The following is a 20,769-nucleotide window of genomic DNA, read 5'->3' on the forward strand; positions in this document are numbered from 1 at the left end:
CCCTTTTTATTACCTTTTTTTCAGAAAAACTTAGTAGATCTTTTTTTTCTTGTGATGACTAAGGGATTTTGTACTTTCAGGAGACCTATTTGTAAACTACGATATGTTATGAGCCAATCAGAAGAAAAATATGCTGAGCTTGCCGTAAAATGGGTTGACAAAAGTATCAGTCCGGAGGAACGTCAGGAATTTAACGACTGGTACCAGCGCGACCAGGACCAGCCACTTGTTATTCCGGCTGAATTTGCAGCTGATTGTCAAATGCATAAAGAACGTATTTATGAAAAGGTGCTGGCAGGTATTGAAGACAGGAGAGAGCCAGAGGGAAGAAAGCTTTGGAAATCTGTTGCTGTTGCGGTATCTATAGCAGTACTGTTTTCTGTAGCACTGTATTTCTATTTACAGCCAGCCCGGCATTTCGACCTGGAGCAGCTGGCTAAAGAATATGGCCATGGTAAACATGTGGCGGTGCTGACCGATCAGGATGGCCGTCAGTTTTTATTGGAAGATTCCATTTTTAATATGAAAGCAGAGGCACAGCGTTTTACTTCGGGCAGTGGAAACAGCTTGGTTAAAATTGAAACGCCGAGGGGTTCGCACCATCAGGTATTGCTGGAAGACGGGACAAAAGTTTGGCTGGGTGCGGCAAGTTCCATGAGTTGGGCGGTCGAGTTCCCTGGAAATACCAGGAACATCAGGCTTTCGGGAGCAGCTTATTTTGAGGTAGCACATCATCCTGAAAAGCCCTTTCAGGTGAAGGTGATCAACAACAAAAAAGCCCTGGATATTGTGGTTATTGGTACTAAATTCAATGTGAGTGCCTATCCCGAGGATCCGGAAGTAAAAACTCACGTTTTCGAAGGAGTGGTTAAACTGAGTTCAGGAAGCCAAAGTACCCTTTTAACCAGAAATGAACAGGTGAGCTTCAGGAATGGTATTTTCAGTGCTAAGGAAGTGAAAATAGATGAAGGTTGGATGAGGTTCGGGGCATTGTATTTTGACAATGATGATGTTTACCAGGTGATGCGTGTAATTGCCAGGGAATACAATGTGGAACTGGAATACCATAAGGTTCCGGGCGAAAGAATGCATTTGACAGGCATAATTAGCCGCAGGACGAGCCTGAAAGAGTTTCTTCACATCATAGAGGTGGCTACAGATTATAAGTTTTCCCTTGAGGGTAAACGTGTAATCGTTTTTGAAAATAACGATCATCGGTATTGATATGACAGCTTACAAGACTTTTAGCGATATTGCATTGGTAGCGGCCTTGAAACAAGATGATAAATCTGCATTTGCAGAAATTTATGAGCGTTACTGGGACAAGCTTTTCAGCGTGGCAGCACACAAACTGGAGCAGCTGGAGGATGCGGAAGAGGTTGTACAGAATATCTTCATCTCCCTGTGGAACCGCCGCCTCAGCCTAAATATTACCGGAAGCCTGAACAGCTACCTGGCTGTATCGGCCAAGTACCGGGTGATTAAAATGCTGGAAAAACAGCTGAACCAGAAAAAGTACGCCGATAGCCTTGGAAAAGAAAGGTTGCTGGACGATTCCACACAAGAGTGGCTGGAATTTATGGAACTTAAAGGTCAGCTGGAACAATTGATCACGGGGCTTCCCGAAAAATGTCAATTGGTTTACCGCTTGAGCAGGGAACAGGGCTTTAGCCAGAAGGAAATTGCCGGGCAGCTTGGTATTTCAGAAAAAACTGTGGAGGCGCATCTGGGTAAGGCCATTAAAACCATCCGTACAGGATTGAACGTTTTTGTTGCTTTCCTTCTATAGGTTTTCTTTTTCCAGAAAAATTCAGTGCTCGGAGCCGACATGCAAACATTTTGCCCTTCCGCAAAATGTTTGAGGAGGCGAGGAGTATCTGTATTTTTTTCTTTAATTTTGCGCTTTCAAATTCTGATACTTTCAAAATACAATGAGCATTTCAACTAAATACGATCCGGCAGCGACAGAAGATAAGTGGTACAGTTACTGGCTTTCAAAGAAATTTTTTCATTCTGAGCCAGATGAGCGTGAGCCCTATACCATTGTCATCCCTCCGCCAAACGTGACGGGTGTGCTGCACATGGGACACATGCTGAACAACACCATTCAGGACGTATTGATCCGTAAGGCCCGCATGCAGGGAAAAAACGCATGCTGGGTTCCGGGTACCGATCACGCTTCTATTGCTACAGAGGCGAAGGTGGTTGCTATGCTGAAAGAAAGAGGTATCAATAAGGCCGACATCAGCAGGGAAGAATTTTTGAAATATGCCTGGGAATGGAAAGAGAAGTACGGAGGCATCATTCTTGAACAATTGAAAAAGCTGGGCGCCAGCTGCGACTGGGATCGTACGCGCTTTACCATGGAGGATGACCTTTCGGATGCGGTTATTGATAGCTTCATTCACCTGTATAGGAAAGGCTGGATTTACAGGGGCATCCGTATGGTGAATTGGGATCCGGCAGGTAAAACGGCAGTTTCTGATGAAGAGGTGATCCGCAAGGAAGTAAACCAGAAGCTGTATTATATCAAATACACGGTTTCAGGTGCTGAAGATTTCATTACCATTGCTACTACGCGCCCGGAAACCATTATGGCGGATGTGGCGATCTGTATCAACCCTAATGATGAGCGTTACACTCACCTGAAAGGTAAAAAGGTGTTTGTTCCTTTGATTAACCGTGAAATTCCGGTGATTGAGGACGAGTACGTAACGATGGATTTTGGTACCGGCTGTTTGAAAGTAACACCTGCGCACGATCTGAACGATTATGAACTGGGGGTTAAACATAAGCTTCCGGTAATAGATATTTTAAATGACGATGGAACACTGAACGAACTTGCCGTGATACTGGTAGGTGAAGACAGGTTTATAGCGCGTAAAAAAATTGCCAAACTGCTGGATGAGGCCGGTCATCTGGACAAGGTGGAAGACTATAAATCGCAGGTAGGTTTTTCTGAGCGTACCGATGCGGCGATAGAGCCTAAGCTGTCGATGCAATGGTTCTGTAAGATGGACCAGATGGCCAAACCGGCACTGGAAGATGTGCTGAACGGCGATGTAAAGCTGATCCCGGAGAAATTCGTGAACACCTACCGTCACTGGATGGAAAATGTGCGCGATTGGAACATCAGCAGGCAGCTTTGGTGGGGGCAGCAAATCCCGGCCTGGTACGATAACCAGGGCAACTGGGTAGTAGCCAAAACCAAGGAAGAAGCATTGGATGAGTTCCTGAAACTGAAAGATCCTGATGGTGCTTTTACAGCCGAAGAAAAAGCAGGTTGTAAAAATCAGCTCGCTGCTTTTATAAAGCAGGATCCGGATGTGATGGATACCTGGTTCTCGTCGTGGTTATGGCCGATCTCGGTATTTGATGGTTTTAAAAATCCGGACAACAAGGATATCAATTATTATTATCCGACCAATGACCTGGTAACTGCACCGGAGATCCTTTTCTTCTGGGTGGCCCGTATGATCATGGCCGGACATGAATTCAGGGGACAGAAACCTTTTACCAATGTTTATTTAACGGGCATTGTAAGGGATAAGCTGGGCCGTAAGATGTCGAAGTCTTTGGGCAACTCGCCGGATCCGATTGGGCTGATTGAAAAATACGGTGCCGATGGGGTGAGGGTAGGAATGCTGCTTTGTTCGCCTGCGGGGAACGATTTGATGTTCGACGAAAGCTATTGCGAGCAGGGCCGTAATTTTGCCAATAAGGTTTGGAATGCGTTCCGGCTGGTAAAAGGCTGGGAGGTTGACGATAACCTGGAAAACCCTAATCAGCAAGCCATCCTTTGGTTCGAAAGCCGCTTTAATGAAGCACTTGCCGAGATTGAAGATAACTTTAAACAGTACCGTTTATCGGAAGCTTTAATGGCCACCTATAAACTGGTATGGGACGATTTCTGTGCCTGGTACCTGGAAATGGTGAAGCCCGCTTATCAGCATCCTGTTGATGCCGGAACACTGAAAGCTGCGGTTGCCTTCTTTGAGAAAATACTGACGCTTTTACATCCTTTTATGCCTTTCCTTACCGAAGAGCTTTGGCATGATGAATTGTTTGGGGCAAGAGGAGAAATGGACTGCTGTATTGTAGCCAGCTACCCTGTTGCGGGTGCAGCTGATGCAGCTTTACTGAAAGATGTAGAGGTCATCAAAACGCTGGTTGCCGAGATCAGAAATGTAAGGAACAGCAGGCAGATTTCGCCTAAGGAAGCATTGCCACTGGCGATTAAAGTAAATTCGGCGCTGGACTATGAAAAGTGGCTGAATATTGTATTCAAACTGGCGAACATCAGTGAAGTGGAGCTGGTAAACGATAAGATTGCCGGTGCCGTTAGCTTTATGATCGGTAACGATGAATTCTTTATTCACCTGAATGAAGCGGTTGATGTTGATGCGGAAAGAACACGCTTAAATGCTGAACTGGTTTATTTGCAAGGCTTTTTGAAGTCGGTAAATGCCAAGCTGGGCAATGAGCGTTTTGTTCAGAATGCGAAACCGGAGGTGATCCAGAATGAGCGGAACAAACAGGCTGATGCAGAAGGCAAAATAAAGATCATTGAAGAAAGTCTGGCCGCTTTAAGCTAATAACCTACAGGAACAATGCGGTAAGCGCATCTTCTGTCGCCGGCAATGATGTGGTTTACCCTGGTAACGCTGACGTCATTGCCCAGTATAAATTTAAAGGTATTGAGTTCAGAGGTGCAGAAGCCCTGGCAGATTTTGGCTGCGGCACAGATGGGGCAGTGGTTTTCCACTAGAAGATATCCTTTGTCGTCTTTACTGTATTCGGCCATGTAACCTTCGCGGCTGCGGATTTCGGCGAGTGTTTTTATCCTTTCCTCTAAGCTATGGTTTTGGTTGAGCTGCTGCTGGTAACGTTGTTTGGCCCTTTCTTCTCCGGCCGAAATGACCGATTGAAGTGCTTCTTCTCCGAGTGTTTCTTTCATCAGCTGGATCAGTTTTACCGTAAGCTCTGCATGGGTATCAGGAAAACCTTTATTGCCCAGTTCGGTTAAGCTGAAATATTGAGTGGGGCGGCCAACCCCTTTAGATTCGTTGACAGATTGTATCAATCCTTCTTCAGTCAGCTTCAGCAATTGCAATCTTGCACCTTCAGTGGTGATGTTCAATTCTTTAGCTATTTCCGTTGCTGTTAAAGGACCCCGGGTCTTCAACAACATTAAAAAACGATTTGTCTTCATAATCTAATAAAACAAGTAAAGACTTGTTTTATTAACAAAAGTACTAACTTTGCTGTACATAATAAGCATATAAGGAATTATAATTTGTCCATGCATCCTGATGTAATCCCTTTACCTACCGGAGGCCCGCTATTTTAACCTGGCAATAGCAGGTATCCAGTAACCAATTTTAATGAAGGCCGACTGTCTGGAAACCACCGTGTTTTTGGGAGTAGGGGACGGTGACGCCTATTTTTTACAATAAAACAAATGAATATGAAACCAATAAAATTACCCTTATTAGCCTCACTGCTCTTTTTATTGCAGGCTTGCGGGCCGGAGCAGCCTGCTGCACAGCAGGAAGCCATTCAGGAATATCCTGTAACCACCATTGAAAGCCAGGAAGCAACCATCAATACCGAATATCCTGCCACCATACAGGGGCAACAGAACATAGAGATCCGTCCGAAAGTAGACGGCTTTGTGGCGCAGATCTTTGTTGACGAAGGTGCCGCAGTAAAGAAAGGGCAATTGCTGTTCAAAATTAATGCCCCGCAGTACGAACAGGAAGTAAGAACTGCCGCTGCTGCCATTAAGAATGCAGAAGCTGAAGTAAATACGGCAAAGATGCAGGTAGAAAAGACCCTGCCGCTGGTTAAGGAAGGCATCGTCAGTGATTATGAACTGAAATCGGCCAATTTTAACCTGCATGCCAAAGAGGCTGCACTGGCACAGGCTAAAGCCAGCCTGGCAAATGCCCGTACAAATTTGGGTTATACCAGTATCAGCAGTCCGGCTGATGGTGTAGTGGGCAGTATCCCTTACAAAACAGGTAGCCTGGTGAGCAGCAGTTCGGCCATGCCTTTAACTACAGTATCCAATATATCGCATGTATTTGCTTATTTCTCGTTCAACGAAAAGCAGTTCCTTGATTTTACCGAGAGTTTTGCGGGCAAAAGCATGAATGACAAGCTGAAGCATTTTCCGCCAGTAACCCTGTTGCTGGCCAATGGTGCCGAGTACGATTTGAAAGGGCGTATGGAAAGTGTTGGCGGACTGATCAATAGCGAAACCGGAGCTGTAAACCTGAGGGCAGGATTTCCTAACCCCGAGGGGCAGATCAGGAGCGGCGCAAGCGCTACCATCCGGATTCCGGTTAAGGTAAAGGATGCAGTGCTGATCCCGGCAAGTGCCACTTACGAGATGCAGGAAAAGCTGATGGCCGTAGTGGTAGGCAAAGACGGAGTGGTTAAGGTAACGGAGATAGAGGTACTGGACCTGCCTTCGGGCCAGAGCTACGTGGTGAAAAAAGGCCTTAAGGCTGGCGACCAGGTAGTGACAGAAGGTATGGGCGGTTTAACCGACGGGACAAAGATTAAGCCTGTAAACCCGGTTAACGCCACTGCCGCCAAAAAATAGATTTGATACAAAATATTTAAATAACGATGTTAAAGAAATTTATAGACAACCCGGTATTATCTACGGTAATATCGGTGATCATTGTCATTCTGGGTTTGCTGGGCCTGTTCTCCCTGCCCATATCCCAATATCCCGACATTGCGCCGCCTGCAGTTGAGGTAACAACTGCTTATCAGGGTGCCAGTGCCGATGTGGTGATGAAAAGTGTGATCACCCCGCTGGAAGAACAGATCAATGGGGTAGAGAACATGACCTACATGACCTCTAAGGCCAGTAACGATGGCAGTGCCAGCATTACGGTTAACTTTAAGCAGGGCACCGACCCTGATATGGCCGCCATTAACGTACAGAACAGGATTACCAAGGCCACCAGTTTATTGCCTGCAGAGGTGATAAAAATGGGGATCACTACCAGCAAAAGGCTGAACAGTGAGGTGATGGGCTTTTTATTGTATAGCGAAGACGGCAAATACGACCAGAAGTTCCTGGAAAACTACCTGAAGATCAATATTGTTCCACAGATCAAAAGGATTCAGGGAATTGGTGACGCGATGGTATATGGTAGTATGGACTACAGCATGCGGATCTGGCTAAAGCCTGATGTCATGGCTGCTTATGGCCTGATGCCCAGCGATATTGTAAACGCCCTTGCAGAGCAGAACATTGAGGCTGCACCGGGTAAAGTAGGCGAAAACAGTAACCAGAGCTTTCAGTATACATTGAAATATACCGGCCGGCTGGAAAAAGCTTCAGAATTTGGAGACATTATTCTGAAATCGGTAGGCAACGGCCAGGTGTTGAAATTGAAGGATGTGGCTGATGTGAAATTGGGTTCGTTTACCTATTCGGCTACCTTAACGGCACAGGGGCAGCAATCGCCCTATGTGGCGATCAGCCAGACTGCTGGTTCAAATGCGCATGACATCATCAAGCAGACCGAAAAGATCCTGAAAGATGCGGAAAAGAGTTTCCCTAAAGGTGTGAAAATTGGTGTGTTTGCAAACGCGAATGAGTTCCTGGATGCTTCGATCTCTAAACTGATCTATACCATAGTTGAGGCCTTTATCCTGGTATTTATTGTGGTGTTCATCTTCCTGCAGGATTTTCGTTCCACGTTGATCCCTGCTATTGCGGTGCCTGTGGCGATTATTGGAACATTCTTTTTTCTGAAACTGTTTGGTTTTACCATTAACCTGCTAACCCTTTTTGCGTTGGTACTGGCCATAGGTATTGTAGTGGATGATGCCATTGTGGTAGTGGAGGCAGTGCATGCCAAACTGGATCATGGTGCCAAATCTGCCAAGAAGGCGACCATGCATGCCATGAGCGAGATCAGCAGTGCGATTATCTCCATTACACTGATTATGGCTGCGGTATTTGTGCCGGTAACCTTTGTTACCGGATCGGTCGGGGTGTTTTATAAGCAGTTTGGTTTAACGCTGGCTGTGGCCATCATTATATCGGCTGTAAACGCGCTGACCTTGAGTCCGGCCTTGTGTGCCTTGTTGCTGAAACCGCATAGTGCGCATGACGAGCCTAAAAAAGGCTTTATGCAGCGCTTTTATGCCGGATTTAATGCTTCCTTTACGGCCATGACCAACCGGTACAAGAAATCGGTTGTGTTCCTGGTGAACAAAAAGTGGATTGCCTTTGCGGGAATTGCTTTGTTTTCGGTGCTGTTCTGGTTTTTGGTAAAGACCACGCCAACGGGCTTTGTGCCGAATGAAGATAGCGGGTCAATTTATGGTAACGTGATCCTGCCGCCGGCTACCTCGCTGGAACGTACGGAAGTAATTGCCAACCAGATTGACAGCATTGCAAGGTCGATACCGGAAGTGGAGTTGTCGGCCCGACTGGCAGGTATGGACCTGATGAGCGGGACCGGGAGTTCTTACGCGGCTATTTTTATCCGCCTGAAACCCTGGAAACAAAGGACAAAAGAGGGCCAGGATATTAAAAGTATCGTAGGTCAGCTCTTTGCCAAAACTTCGGGCATTAAGGGGGCAAATATTATATTTTTTGCAGCCCCGACCTTGCAGGGTTTTGGAAATAACGATGGTTTTGAGTTCCAGCTGCAGGATAAGACCGGCGGAAGCTACAAGGCTTTTGACGGGGTGATCGGTAAGTTTATGGGAGCGCTGAACCAGCGCCCGGAAATTATGTACGCGGCAACTTCCTACAATACAAGTTTCCCTCAGTACGAGGTAAGTGTGAACGTAGCCAAATGCAAGGAGGCAGGTGTGGCCGTGAATACGGTTCTGGGTACTTTACAGGGCTACCTGGGCGGAATTTATGCTTCTGATTTTAACCGTTTCGGTAAACAATACCGGGTGATGATCCAGGCAGAGGCAGAACAAAGAACCAACAAGGAGGCCATCAACAAGATCTTTGTAAGGAACGAGCGCGGTGTAATGGCGCCGATATCGGAATTTGTTACTTTGAAAAAAGTTTACGGGCCTGAGTTTATCAGTCGTTTTAACCTGTTCACTGCCGGGGCAGTAAATGGAGCGCCAAAGCCGGGTTACAGCTCGGGTGATGCAATTAAAGCAATACAGGAAGTTGCTGCGCAGACTTTGCCGCAGGGTTATACTTTTGAGTTCTCCGGCTTAACACTGGAAGAGATCTCGAGCGGTAACCAAACCTTACTGATCTTTATGTTGAGCTTGCTGTTCATTTATTTCCTGCTCAGCGCGCAATATAAGAGCTATATCCTGCCCTTTTCGGTATTGCTGTCGCTACCTATTGGACTGGCGGGGGCCTTTTTGTTTGCCCGTTTGTTTGGGCTGGACAATAATATCTTCCTGCAGATCAGTCTGATCATGCTGATCGGTTTGCTGGCCAAAAATGCGATCCTGATTGTAGAGTTTGCCCTGATGCACAGGCTAAGCGGCAGGAACCTGGTACAATCGGCCATAGCAGGTGCCGTAGCCAGGCTAAGACCAATTCTGATGACTTCCTTTGCTTTCATTTTCGGATTGCTTCCATTGATGATTGCAACAGGCGCCGGAGCAATCAGTAACCGTTCTATCGGTACTGCTGCTGTAGGTGGGATGCTGATCGGAACAGTGTTCGGGGTGTTTGTGATCCCGGTATTGTTTGTGGTGTTCCAGGCTTTGCAGGAAAAGATCAGCGGCGGACCAAAAACTGCTGAAATTGAATAACAGATAATTGAATAAAAATGAAAAGATATATAGGATTAATGCTGGTATTGGTAGGTTTTGCTTCATGCAGGATCTCCAAACCTTACCAGCAACCTGAGTTCGATACTAGTAAGCTGTACAGGGATGCGGAGGGAACCGATACGAGCAGTATGGCTTCCGTACACTGGAAAAAGCTGTTTGCAGATACCATCCTTACAGGATTAATTGCAGAAGGGTTGAACCAGAATATTGACATGAAAATAGCCCTGCAGCGCATCAATGCTGCAGGTGCTAACTTCCGTCAGAGCAAAGCTGCCTTTTTGCCCGATTTGAATGGTACGGCAAGTGTAACGCAGTCTAAACTGTCCTTCCCGCAAGGGTTTGGCATCATCAGTTCCTCTACGCAGTACGATATGGGCCTGCGGGCAACCTGGGAAGCGGACATCTGGGGGAAATTGAAAAGTGCCAAACGAGGCGCACTGGCTACTTTGCTGCAAAGCGAAGCTGCCCGCAGGGCGGTGCAAACGCAGCTGATCGCCGATATCGCCGGTCGGTATTTTACTTTACTGGCGCTTGACCAGCAGTTGCAGGTTTTGGAGCAGACCGTAAATAACAGGAAAACGGATGTACGTACCATGAAGGCGCTGAAAGCGGCCAATGTAGTAACGGGCGCGGCCGAAGTACAGAGCGAAGCGAGCCAGTATGCCGCTGAAGTAGCCATCCCCCGTTTGCAGAAACAGATCCGGGAGACGGAAAATTCGCTGAATGTATTGCTGGCCAGGCCTTCATCGGCGGTCAGGCGTTCATCTTTAAATGAGCAGCGTTTGCTGACCGATCTGAAGACGGGAATACCTGTACAATTGTTGCAAAACCGTCCGGATGTGAAGCAGGCTGAATATGCTTTCATGGCAGCCTTTGAAGCAACGAATGTAGCCAGGAAACTGTTTTACCCATCTATAACGCTTACGGCTAATGGCGGTTTTACCAGTTTTAGTCTTAAGGACTGGCTGACACCTGACGGACTGTTCGGTAATATAGCTGCCGGAATTGCACAGCCTATTTTTAACAAGGGTGCCAACAAGGCCCGGCTGGCCACAGCTCAGGCTGCGCAGCAGGAGGCAGCATTGAATTTTCAGCAGTCTTTACTGAAGGCCGGAGAAGAAGTGTCGAACGCGCTGTTTGCTTACCAGACTGCGGGAAGGCAACAGGAGATCAGGGTAAAACAACTGGCAGCTCTTGAAAAATCTGTTGATTTTACCAAGAAGCTATTGCGTTACAGCTCGGCAACGAATTATACGGATGTACTGACTTCTGAGCAGAACTTACTGGCCGCGCAAATGGAAGATATTGACGATAAGCTGCAGCAATGGCAGGCAGTGATTGCTTTGTACCGTTCGCTTGGTGGAGGTAGTGAAAAATAACCGTTCTCTTCAACGGCTGCATAATTTCAGTTTTTTCTTGATGAAAAAACTAAAAAGACGCTAGGCCGTTTCTGAGAAGGTAATTTTTCTGTTAAGCAGGGGTACTAGCCTGGTGTCCGGTTATGCTGTGTTAAATAGCATTCCGTTATATGTGTTAACCATGCATTTAGTTATATGCGTTGATGTTACTTAACATTACGTTTAGTTATGCAGACTATTTAATAAAATAAAGGCTATTAAAATTGTATTGTACAGGCCATTAAATTGGATTGTCTTTTTCAGCTGTTCGCGTTTTACCTGAATGACCGAACAATAGGTGATACTGTAGTGTTAAGCATCATGCCAAAAGAAAAATATGCCTTCTGTGAAGGGGCATAGCGTCTTTCCCGGTTCTTCACCGGGAATTATGCAGCCCCTGAGCAGAACGGCCTTATTTTTCTAAAAACATCTTTAAAAACTATAGCGAACTGTATTCCGGTAATTCAGGCACAAATGCGAACTGCCCCTCCTGGTGGTTTATGGTGGCATAACAATGTTTCAAACCATTTGTTACCACCAGCCATTTGGTCTTGTGCACAGAATTGTACCTTGCTGCCTGATCAAATACCATTTGGGTGATTTTTACAGCAGGGGCCTTGCATTCGATGACCATAATCCTTTCGCCACGGGTGTTGAAGATCACCACGTCGGTTCTTTTTTGAAGTTTGTTGAGGTTAAGCCCTCCTTCAATCTGTATGAGCGACTTTGGGAATTTTTTTTCGAGGATCAGGTATTGGATAAAATGCTGCCTTACCCATTCTTCCGGTGTGAGTACCAGGTGCTTTTTCCGCACTTCGTCGAAAATAAAATGCCGGGCATCCTTTAAGGTAATTTTAAAAGGATAAGCAGGCAGGTTAAGCGGGGTAGGTATAAATGACATTTGTGCAAAAGTAGACAAAATTTTTATCTAAGTTTACAGCATTATATGAGTGCCGCCGACATAATAAAAGACATCAAAGCAAGAAAGTTTAAGCCTGTTTACCTTTTACATGGTGAGGAGCCTTACTACATAGACCAGATCATCCATTATATGGAAGAGCATATTCTGAACGATATGGAAAAGGGTTTTAATCAGACGGTATTGTACGGGAAGGATACCGATATGGCTACCATCATGAATGCGGCCAAACGTTTCCCGATGATGTCTGATTATCAGCTGATCGTGGTAAAAGAGGCGCAAGATTTAAAATGGGCCAAAGAAGCAGAAGGCAGCAGTAAGCAGGCCGAGTTTGTATTGAGTTATTTCGAAAAACCTTTGCCAAGTACCATTTTGGTGCTGGGCTATAAATACGGCAATTTCGACAAGCGTAAAAAGATCTATAAGGCGATAGATAAGAACGGGGTGGTTTTCCAGTCGGACCTGGTCAGGGACTATAAACTGGCACAATGGATAGACGAACTGGTAAAAGAAAAGGGGTATAAGATAGCGCCGCAGGCATCGGCCCTGATGGCCGAATATTTGGGCGCCGATCTGTCTAAAATAGCGAATGAGGTTGAAAAGCTATTGCTGAACATTGGTAAGGACACTACCATTGATACGGATATTGTCCAGAAGAACATCGGCATCAGCAAAGAGTACAATGTATTTGAGCTGCAAAAGGCCCTGGCGGTAAGAAATGTATTGAAGTGCAACCAGATCATCAATTACTTTGGCGATAACCCTAAGGCCAACCCAATGGTGATGGTAATGGCTAACCTGAGTGCTTATTTCACCAAAATCCTGAAATACCACTATTTGCCAAATAAGGGTGACGCCGCCAAAGAACTGGGCGTGAACCCTTATTTTGTGAAAGATTTTGAAACTGCAGCGCGCAGCTACAATTTGCCGAAAACTTTTGAGATCATTGGCTTGCTGAGGGAGTATGACCTGAAGAGCAAAGGGGTAGACAGCACCGGCAATACTACCGATGGCGAACTGCTAAAAGAGCTGCTGTTTAAAATGCTGCACTAAGCAGCAATGCTACATCGGGAGATTGATGAACCTGAAACCAATCAGGAATGCAATTCTTAACACAAAGAATATGATCAATGCCGATTTTACCTGCTTATTTTTAACAGTAATCATAAAGGCAAGAAGGGCTGCTATGGCGATAATGTCAGATGTCCATCCGTAAATATTATAAACATAGCTGATGGAGTCATTGCCAAGTAGGTAGGGAATAGCCACCTTTTGAATAAGCAGGCTAACCAGGGTGCTCAGGTATTCTATTCCAATGATGATCAGCAGTGCTTTGATGGCGTAATTGTCTGCCAGCTTGGTTTGAGGGGCGAGCTCATCGCCGCAGTTTCCGCAGAATTTTGCTTCAGGTAGATTTGGAGCATTACATTTTATGCAGTTCATAGTAGTGTTTTAGTTGAAAGGCTCTATTTTGTCAATTACCATGGTATTGGCGGCGCGGTCGCCAAGTTTCCGGCCGTCTTCGGTAGCCAGCACCATAATGGGTTCTATAAAGTTGCCTACTATGGGTACCAGGCCCAGTAAACACGATACAATGTTCCTGACCAGGGATTTTGATTTGTTGATGGGTTTGTTGGTCTCCAGGTCTATCACCACAAGTTTTAAAGCCCTTTTGCCATAGCTTTGGCCTTGTCCGAATCCATCTTTTAAAAGCTGATAAGCAATGGGCAGCAGAATAAGCAAAAGGCCAAGCAGGCCAAATAATATGGTAAGGCTATCTTCCCTTCCATAAGCGGCCATAAAAGCCAGGAAAAAGAAAATACAACCGGGAATTGCGAGGGCAAGTACAATTAAACCATCCAACAAAGCGGCCAGGAACCTGTTGCCCATATCAGCCTTGGCATAACCCATATGGGTTGTGCGTTTGGGCTCAAAAGGATTGTTTACTGTCAATGGGTTTTCTGTTGGTTGCGGGGTTGGTGTGGTTGTGAGTACAGTACCATCATTGATGCAGAATTTTACATCATCGGGGTAGCTGGTGTTGCATACAGGGCAAATGTTGTTCATAGGGAAAGGGGTAATTTAGCTGACTAAGATACTATCTTTTTAAGATACTTAATGTGTAAGGTCTACAACTTTGGTTTCGCTACAGTTCCATTTCGGATTTACTCCAGTTCCTGGTCAGTTGTAGCTGAAGTGAAACTTTGTTCAAACAGAGATAGAAGGGAATCTCGCGAAAGCTTTTCATCGACAGCTACTGCCTTTCTACCGATTCTTTATTTGAAGGCTTGCCCTTTGCAGGTAGATTTGAGAAGTATTATAATAAACCTTATAAAAATGGACATGCTGTCGTTTATCACAGATGACCGCTCTTACGTTGATGACTTAAATAAGGATGAACCTTGTTTGCATCCCGACTATTTGGTAGTTACCGCTTTAAAAATGATGTCGACAGACAACCTGAGTTCGGTAGCCATTTGTAAAAATGGCCGCTACCTGGGCCGGATTTATGCAAATGAGCTACAACGATTTGTTGATAACAGCGAAGATGAGCTGGTTTACCACCGGCTTAATTTTGATTTGGAAACTGCAATTGCGGTTATGCGACTTGAGCAGCAATGAACCAACACTTTTTGTTGTCGATAATGCGACTTCCTCCTTCCGGGTCTGAATCTCTTAGATCTATTTCGGATGCCAGCTTGTAAAAGCTCTCACTTCTTAAAAAGAAGCCATCCCGCATCTTATGCACACGTATTACCTGGAAGATTTCTTACACTGTTGGTATCTAGAAGAAGTAATGTCATGATATAATAGCCGCTGTATTTTTTTTAACACTATCTGCAGTCTCTTATATTTATATATCTTCGCTAACGTAGTATTTTTCTGATGTTCAATAAAGTGTAAACTACATAAGATGAAAAATATTTCTAAAATTCTTTGCCAGACAATATATTTTTCTGATTACAATTGCTGCTAAGATTTCGTAATTTCATATATAGAGGGATACCAATGGCCGCTTATAGCACATATACCGATCAGGAACTTTTGTCTTTGTTAAAAGAAGAAGACCATATTGCTTTTAACGAGGTACATCACCGGTATTATACTGAATTGATCCGCTATGCTTACCACATTGTTGATGATAAGGAGGTTTGTAGTGATTTGGTGCAGGATGTATTGGTTTGGTTTTGGGAACACAGGCAGCAGCATCAGATGCGGAGCATTAAGGGTTACCTGATCATGGCGGTTAAATATCAGGTGGCAAATTATATCCGTAAAGGCAAGGTAAGAGCAAATTACGTGCTGTCTGCCGCAAGCGTTGAAACGCACACATTGAATGAGGAAAGCCTGGAGTTAAAGGAACTTAAGGTAGTAATAGACACCCTTATACAACAGTTGCCCGATAAATGCGGAGAGATTTTCAGATTAAGCAGGGAAGAGCAATTGAGCAATAAGGAGATTGCAGTTAAGCTGGGAATATCGGAAGTAACAGTAGCTGTACAGATTAAGCGGGCTCTGGATAAATTACGGGGCAGCCTTGGTAAAATGTATTTCTGGATAAGTTTCTTTATCTAGCTGCCATTAAAAAATATAAACAATATTTTTTTTCATTTCCTGTAAATAATTGACTTACTAAAGTTACTTACTACTATAAAGCACTAAAAATGACTAAGGAGGAACTCAGCCAATTGGCAAGCAAAGTAGCAGAAGGTAAAGCCAGCATGGCTGAGCTTGCCCGCTATAATGCCGCCTGTGAAGCTTTTCAAAAGGAGGAAATAGGTTGGCCTGGTATGGAAAAAGAGCTTGTAAAAATGGAAGTAGCTTCCTTAAAGCAGTTCTGGGCAGAACAACCTGATAGGGGGGGAGCAACAGTTAAACTCTGGCCACGGATAGCCATTGCGGCCGCTGCGGTAGCAGCGATTGTTTTCGGCATCTGGTTTTATAATAGCGGCCCTGAGATCCTGAAAGATCCCGGATCAGGTCCGGGACAGGATAACGTGGCGAAGCACGACATTGCGCCGGGTAAAAATACCGCAACATTGACCCTCCCCGGTGGTAAGACTATAACACTTAGCGATGCTAAAAATGGGGTTGTTGTAGGGGAGGATTTACGCTATAACGATAACACTGCCGTCATTTCGAATAACTCCGCTGAGCTCGCGAAGGGCTCGGTTCCCGGCAGCCTCGAGATGACGTTGAATACCCCCCGTGGAGGAACCTATCAGATTACTTTATCTGATGGTACAAAAGTATGGCTTAATGCTGCATCAAAGTTAACCTACACTGCTGTTGCGTATCAAACTGGGCAACGCAGGGTAAAATTGGATGGCGAAGCCTATTTCGAAGTTGCGAAGGATAAAGTGCATCCTTTCATCATAGAAAGTGCAGGGCAAAAAATAGAGGTTTTGGGCACCCATTTTAATGTAAACAGCTACAGTGATGAGCCGGTTACAGAAACTACTTTATTGGAAGGTAGTGTTAAAATAAGCTCCTCTGGGCCGCAAAAGAACAGTTCTCTGCGGGGAGGAGAGCGCAGGCAAAATGTGATCCTCAAACCAAACCAGAAGGCTGTTTTAAAAGGTGAAAAAATAAAAATTGGCAATGCAGATACGGAAGCGATTGTGGCCTGGAAGAATGGCTATTTCAAATTCAATGAGGAAAGTATACAAGACGTTATGCGGAAATTATCGAGGTGGTATAACATAGATGTAGTTTACGCGCATGATTTGCCGCAGGGAAAATTTACCGGACGGATTTCCCGGTTTAAGAAGATCAGTGAGGTGCTTGCATTAATGGAGTTTGGCACATCAGTCAAATTTAAAATAGAGGGAAGGAGGGTTACGGTTATCGGAGAAAAATAGCTAATTAACAAATAACCGGCCAAATAGAATAAAACAGGTACCGATTGCGACGGTACCTGCTTAGCAGTTGGCTCTTTTAATATTAAACTAATCCTATCAAATAAGGGCTTTCGTCTTCAACCATCTGGAAAATGAGAAAGACAAATGCCGCAACCAACTAAACAAATGTACAATTTTTACCTACAAAAACTATGGGCGCCACCGCGCTTCATTGTTAACCTATTTCTGATCATGAGGCTAACCACCATCATATTGTTTATGGCTATTCTTCAGGTAAGTGCTGGTTCTTATGCACAACGTATTACCTTATCTGAAAGAAATGCAAAGCTCGTAAGCGTTTTTGATCAGATCAGCAAACAAACCGGCTACGATTTCTTCGTTTCAGACGAAACGCTTAAGCATGCAAAACCTGTTAACATTAACATCAAAAATGCCGAATTGAAAACAGCCCTGGAAAAAATACTGGAAAATCAACCCTTTGAATATACCATTGGAAACAAAACTGTATTGATCAGGGAAAAATCACCTTCATTTATTGATAAACTTATAGCTGCTTTTAAAGATATTGACGTAAGGGCAAGAGTAATTGACGAGAAAGGAGATGCCCTTGCTGGTGCTATTGTTAGAATAAAGGAAACAAAGCGGTTTACCATTGCCAACGACAGAGGAGAATTCTATATTCCGAAAGTTGATGAAAATGCAGTACTTGTGATTAATTACCTGGGATACCAGGCAAAAGAGGTTAGGGCAGGTGCTGTTCTGGGGTCCATAACCATGGTACGGATCAGCAGTAAACTCGAAGAGGTCGGCATTGTTGTCAACACAGGTTATCAAAAAATCAAGAAGGATCAGTTAACGGGAGCAGCTTCCACAGTAAACGAAGAAACCTACAAGCAGCGCGAGGCCATAACCGGAAATTTCCTGGAGAGCCTGGAAGGCAAGGTGCCCGGATTGGTATATAACGGGCAGACCGGTGAACTGACTATCCGCGGGGTTTCTACTTTTGATGCTGTTAAACAACCTTTGATTGTTCTGGATGGTTTCCCGACGGAGATAGATTTAAGGACAATAAACCCTAATGATATCGTTTCTGTGTCTGTATTGCGGGATGCTGCGGCAGCTTCTATTTATGGGGTAAGGGCTTCCAATGGGGTAATCATTGTAGAAACCAGACGTGGAAAATCGGGTAAGCCGCTTTTTAACCTGAACAGCTCGGTTGCGTTTCAGGCCAGGCCGGATTTCAGTTATCTGAAATACATCCGGGCCGACGAATTTGTACAGTTGCAGCGTGAGAATTTTTACATCTCCAAACCATCTACCTCTATTTACGATCTGGGTTATTATAAAATGAACCCTGCTCAGGAAATCCTGTTTAAAGGGCCAAGAACCGGGGTTGCCAATCCCGTGTTAAGCCAGCAGCAGGTCGATCAGCAATTGACCGCATTGGGAGCATATGATAACCTTGCCGACTACGAACGCCTGTTTTACCGGCAAAGGCAAACGCAGAACATCAACCTGGATGTGAGCGGTGGCAATGACATCAGTACTTATTTTATCGGGATGAACTATATTGGGGAAAACCTGGCGAATCGCGGATCGGACAATAAGCAGTTCAACCTGAACATGGCCAACACCATTAAATTCTCAAAAAGGTTTAATTTTGATTTCAGGGGAACCTATACCAACAGCACCAATAAAAGTGCAAATACACCGGGCTATGGCGATTTTTTTCCTTATGAGCGTTTGACAGATGAAAATGGCAACGCATTACCGGTTACGCTAGGGCCGGGTCGCGATTTTCTTTCGAATGCCATTCTTAATGCTACCAATGAAACGAATAAGGCAACCGGACTCTATGATCTGTTGTATTATCCGTACCGGGAACTGGCCAGTAACAGCAATACTGTTAAAAGCGCTGCCGTAAAGCTTCAGGGAAGGCTGAATGCAAAAATTACGGACTGGCTGAATGCAGATCTGGGCGGAAACTATGAGAACCAGCAAATGCTGACTGACCGGCTTCAGACAGAAGACGCTTTTGCAGCACGTTTGCTGATCAATTCAATGGCTTTGAAAGATCTGGCAACGGGAAAAGCCTTATTCAACAATATGCCCAAAGGGAATATTTTGAGAAAGAATACCCAGAAACTGATCAATTATACCCTGAGGGGGCAGCTGAATTTCAACCATAATTTTGATGGTGGGAACCATAGCATTTCAGGTATTCTGGGCCTGGAGCAGAAAAAGACCATGAACGACGGTTACACGACATCTTTTTTTGGTTATGACGGACAAAGCCTGATTGTGAAGCCCATCAATATGGGGGCACTGAATGCAACGGTTACACCTGCATTTAATGTGGGCATGATGGCAGGGGGTGCCAGGTTTAGCAGCACTAACTATTTCGGCGAAACTTCGACCGACCGGAGGTTTATGTCTTATTACGGACAGGGAACTTATATCTACAAATCGAAATACGTGGCTACAGGTAGTTTCAGGATAGACAAGTCCAATCTGTTTGGTGTAGATCCTAAATACAGGAACAAGCCATTATGGTCTGCAGGATTGAATTGGCGTTTGGGAGAGGAGGACTTCATCAAAAAATACAGCTGGATTGACCAGTTACAATTAAGAGCTGCAACAGGCTTTAACGGAAATGTCCCGAACAGCAACAATGGTGCTTTTTTAATCCTGAATTCAGCATTAAATACGACTTTTAGTACCCCGCTAACCTATAATGAAGTACTGACTCCTGAAAACCAATCACTGAGATGGGAAACCACCCAGAACTATAATTTTGGTCTGGATTACAGTTTTATAAAAAACCGGATCTCGGGGTCGGTTGATTATTACATCAAGCGGACAAAGGACGTGTTCGGGAAATTTGATGCCGATCCTACAACTGGCTTTAACCAGTACGATGCCAATACGGCATCCATTGAAAACCGGGGGCTGGAGCTGTTGGTAAACAGCATCAATTTGAAGCGGAACAAGTTCGAATGGCGTACGCAGCTTACAGCTTCTTTCAATTACAACAAGGTATTGGCGGTAAAAGCTACAGAATTTGCCAATTCGCAGCAAATTGCAAGTGCAACTACACCCGTAAAAGGGCTCCCGATAGGGGCATTGTACAGTTATAATTACGGCGGACTGAACAGAATGGGGCAACCCTATGTGCTGGACAAAGCCGGTAACCAGAAAGTACTGTCGCTGTTCAGTTTTGGTTCGGGCATTGTGGATGTGACCAAAGACGACCTGTTTTACAGCGGGACTACCACGCCAAAATATGTACTGGGTTTCAACAACCAGTTTAGCCTGGGTGCTTTTGACCTGTCCTTTTTGCTGATGTATTATGGTGGGCATGTAATGCGGGTGGAGCAACCCAATCCAAATAATATTACTTTTTCGGCCTTCCCACTGCAGGGTGCTGCCAATTTCTGGAGAAAACCTGGTGATGAGCAAAATACCATCATTCCAGGATATACGGGGGCATCCAGTCTGGCTCCTGGTTATTACTCCAGCACTGCTTTGTATGGCTATCAGTATGCTGCCCAGTTTGTACGCAAAGCCGATTACATCCGGCTGAGGGATGTGGTACTGACCTACCGGGCAAAGGCAAAGTTCCTGGATCGGGCGGGACTGAGGAATACACAGCGGCGTTTCCAGGCACAAAATCCATTTCGCTATACGTTTAGCGGAAATGACATTGACCCGGATGCGATTGACCGGGTATCGGGCGTGCGTAGACTGGAGATCCAGCCGCTATACAGTTTAACTTTTTCTACAAATTTTTAGAACAACC

Annotated in this window: 15 protein-coding genes; 11 read left to right on the plus strand and 4 right to left on the minus strand. The window is 45.0% G+C overall.

The window, feature by feature from the left end; translation table 11 throughout:
• Positions 1–108: 108 nt before the first annotated feature.
• The 3 genes from ABIE26_RS00385 to ABIE26_RS00395 all read left to right on the plus strand — a co-directional run bounded on the left by ABIE26_RS00385 (position 109) and on the right by ABIE26_RS00395 (position 4,595).
• Positions 109–1,224: a FecR family protein gene (locus tag ABIE26_RS00385; protein WP_310141316.1), complete on the plus strand. Its 1,116-nt coding sequence runs from the start codon at positions 109–111 to the stop codon at positions 1,222–1,224.
• Positions 1,199–1,789, plus strand: a complete 591-nt coding sequence (locus ABIE26_RS00390) for an RNA polymerase sigma-70 factor (protein WP_310141314.1) — start codon at positions 1,199–1,201, stop codon at positions 1,787–1,789. Before ABIE26_RS00385 ends, ABIE26_RS00390 begins: the two co-directional genes overlap by 26 nt.
• Before the next feature lie 142 nt (positions 1,790–1,931).
• On the plus strand, positions 1,932–4,595 hold the full coding sequence (locus ABIE26_RS00395) for a valine--tRNA ligase (protein WP_310141312.1): 2,664 nt from the start codon (positions 1,932–1,934) through the stop codon (positions 4,593–4,595).
• Here ABIE26_RS00395 and ABIE26_RS00400 read toward each other — a convergent pair.
• Positions 4,592–5,212, minus strand: coding sequence for a helix-turn-helix transcriptional regulator (locus ABIE26_RS00400; protein ID WP_310141310.1), 621 nt, complete (start codon positions 5,210–5,212; stop codon positions 4,592–4,594). The two genes, ABIE26_RS00395 and ABIE26_RS00400, sit on opposite strands and share 4 nt — an antisense overlap.
• Before the next feature lie 255 nt (positions 5,213–5,467).
• Here ABIE26_RS00400 and ABIE26_RS00405 point away from each other — a divergent pair, with 255 nt between their 5' ends.
• The 3 genes from ABIE26_RS00405 to ABIE26_RS00415 are packed head-to-tail and all read left to right on the plus strand — an operon-like array spanning position 5,468 to position 11,171.
• Complete coding sequence (locus ABIE26_RS00405; protein ID WP_310141308.1) at positions 5,468–6,610, plus strand: efflux RND transporter periplasmic adaptor subunit; 1,143 nt, start codon at positions 5,468–5,470, stop codon at positions 6,608–6,610.
• Between the two features lie 26 nt (positions 6,611–6,636).
• Positions 6,637–9,771, plus strand: coding sequence for an efflux RND transporter permease subunit (locus ABIE26_RS00410; RefSeq protein ID WP_310141306.1), 3,135 nt, complete (start codon positions 6,637–6,639; stop codon positions 9,769–9,771).
• 17 nt (positions 9,772–9,788) lie between these two features.
• On the plus strand, positions 9,789–11,171 hold the full coding sequence (locus tag ABIE26_RS00415; RefSeq protein WP_310141305.1) for an efflux transporter outer membrane subunit: 1,383 nt from the start codon (positions 9,789–9,791) through the stop codon (positions 11,169–11,171).
• Between the two features lie 457 nt (positions 11,172–11,628).
• Here the strand turns inward: ABIE26_RS00415 and ABIE26_RS00420 are convergent, their stop codons facing one another.
• On the minus strand, positions 11,629–12,090 hold the full coding sequence (locus ABIE26_RS00420) for a type I restriction enzyme HsdR N-terminal domain-containing protein (protein WP_310141304.1): 462 nt from the start codon (positions 12,088–12,090) through the stop codon (positions 11,629–11,631).
• 45 nt (positions 12,091–12,135) lie between these two features.
• Here ABIE26_RS00420 and holA point away from each other — a divergent pair, with 45 nt between their 5' ends.
• A complete protein-coding gene (gene holA, locus ABIE26_RS00425; protein ID WP_310141301.1) occupies positions 12,136–13,161 on the plus strand; it encodes a DNA polymerase III subunit delta in 1,026 nt (341 codons plus the stop codon).
• A gap of 9 nt (positions 13,162–13,170) precedes the next feature.
• On the opposite strand, the gene ABIE26_RS00430 is transcribed toward holA, so the two are convergent.
• Positions 13,171–13,551, minus strand: coding sequence for a zinc ribbon domain-containing protein (locus ABIE26_RS00430; protein ID WP_310141299.1), 381 nt, complete (start codon positions 13,549–13,551; stop codon positions 13,171–13,173).
• A 9-nt stretch (positions 13,552–13,560) separates the two neighbouring features.
• Complete coding sequence (locus ABIE26_RS00435; RefSeq protein WP_310141298.1) at positions 13,561–14,175, minus strand: RDD family protein; 615 nt, start codon at positions 14,173–14,175, stop codon at positions 13,561–13,563.
• 270 nt (positions 14,176–14,445) lie between these two features.
• On the opposite strand from ABIE26_RS00435, the gene ABIE26_RS00440 reads away from it, so the two are divergent.
• The 4 genes from ABIE26_RS00440 to ABIE26_RS00455 all read left to right on the plus strand — a co-directional run bounded on the left by ABIE26_RS00440 (position 14,446) and on the right by ABIE26_RS00455 (position 20,762).
• The gene (locus ABIE26_RS00440) at positions 14,446–14,730 is read left to right on the plus strand and encodes a hypothetical protein (protein WP_310141296.1); all 285 of its coding nucleotides are present in this window, start codon (positions 14,446–14,448) and stop codon (positions 14,728–14,730) included.
• Positions 14,731–15,117: 387 nt separating this feature from the next.
• On the plus strand, positions 15,118–15,684 hold the full coding sequence (locus ABIE26_RS00445; RefSeq protein WP_310141294.1) for an RNA polymerase sigma-70 factor: 567 nt from the start codon (positions 15,118–15,120) through the stop codon (positions 15,682–15,684).
• Between the two features lie 89 nt (positions 15,685–15,773).
• Positions 15,774–16,970 (plus strand): FecR family protein, encoded by a 1,197-nt coding sequence (locus ABIE26_RS00450; RefSeq protein ID WP_310141292.1) that lies wholly within the window; start codon positions 15,774–15,776, stop codon positions 16,968–16,970.
• A 231-nt stretch (positions 16,971–17,201) separates the two neighbouring features.
• Positions 17,202–20,762 carry a SusC/RagA family TonB-linked outer membrane protein gene (locus ABIE26_RS00455; RefSeq protein WP_310141291.1) on the plus strand — a complete coding sequence of 1,187 codons (3,561 nt, stop codon included), beginning with the start codon at positions 17,202–17,204 and terminating at the stop codon, positions 20,760–20,762.
• Positions 20,763–20,769: the final 7 nt, after the last annotated feature.

The sequence above is a fragment of the Pedobacter africanus genome, from assembly GCF_040548825.1.
GTDB classification, from domain to species: Bacteria; Bacteroidota; Bacteroidia; order Sphingobacteriales; family Sphingobacteriaceae; genus Pedobacter; species Pedobacter africanus_A.

Excerpts from the sequence above, each read along its gene's own strand:
- ABIE26_RS00455 (WP_310141291.1), top strand. The coding sequence starts at position 17,202 with ATGAGGCTAACCACCATCATATTGTTTATGGCTATTCTTCAGGTAAGT.
- ABIE26_RS00385 (WP_310141316.1), top strand. The coding sequence starts at position 109 with ATGAGCCAATCAGAAGAAAAATATGCTGAGCTTGCCGTAAAATGGGTT.
- ABIE26_RS00395 (WP_310141312.1), top strand. The coding sequence starts at position 1,932 with ATGAGCATTTCAACTAAATACGATCCGGCAGCGACAGAAGATAAGTGG.
- holA (WP_310141301.1), top strand. The coding sequence starts at position 12,136 with ATGAGTGCCGCCGACATAATAAAAGACATCAAAGCAAGAAAGTTTAAG.
- ABIE26_RS00445 (WP_310141294.1), top strand. The coding sequence starts at position 15,118 with ATGGCCGCTTATAGCACATATACCGATCAGGAACTTTTGTCTTTGTTA.
- ABIE26_RS00435 (WP_310141298.1), bottom strand. The coding sequence starts at position 14,175 with ATGAACAACATTTGCCCTGTATGCAACACCAGCTACCCCGATGATGTA.
- ABIE26_RS00440 (WP_310141296.1), top strand. The coding sequence starts at position 14,446 with ATGGACATGCTGTCGTTTATCACAGATGACCGCTCTTACGTTGATGAC.
- ABIE26_RS00410 (WP_310141306.1), top strand. The coding sequence starts at position 6,637 with ATGTTAAAGAAATTTATAGACAACCCGGTATTATCTACGGTAATATCG.
- ABIE26_RS00405 (WP_310141308.1), top strand. The coding sequence starts at position 5,468 with ATGAAACCAATAAAATTACCCTTATTAGCCTCACTGCTCTTTTTATTG.
- ABIE26_RS00420 (WP_310141304.1), bottom strand. The coding sequence starts at position 12,090 with ATGTCATTTATACCTACCCCGCTTAACCTGCCTGCTTATCCTTTTAAA.
- ABIE26_RS00415 (WP_310141305.1), top strand. The coding sequence starts at position 9,789 with ATGAAAAGATATATAGGATTAATGCTGGTATTGGTAGGTTTTGCTTCA.
- ABIE26_RS00430 (WP_310141299.1), bottom strand. The coding sequence starts at position 13,551 with ATGAACTGCATAAAATGTAATGCTCCAAATCTACCTGAAGCAAAATTC.
- ABIE26_RS00450 (WP_310141292.1), top strand. The coding sequence starts at position 15,774 with ATGACTAAGGAGGAACTCAGCCAATTGGCAAGCAAAGTAGCAGAAGGT.
- ABIE26_RS00400 (WP_310141310.1), bottom strand. The coding sequence starts at position 5,212 with ATGAAGACAAATCGTTTTTTAATGTTGTTGAAGACCCGGGGTCCTTTA.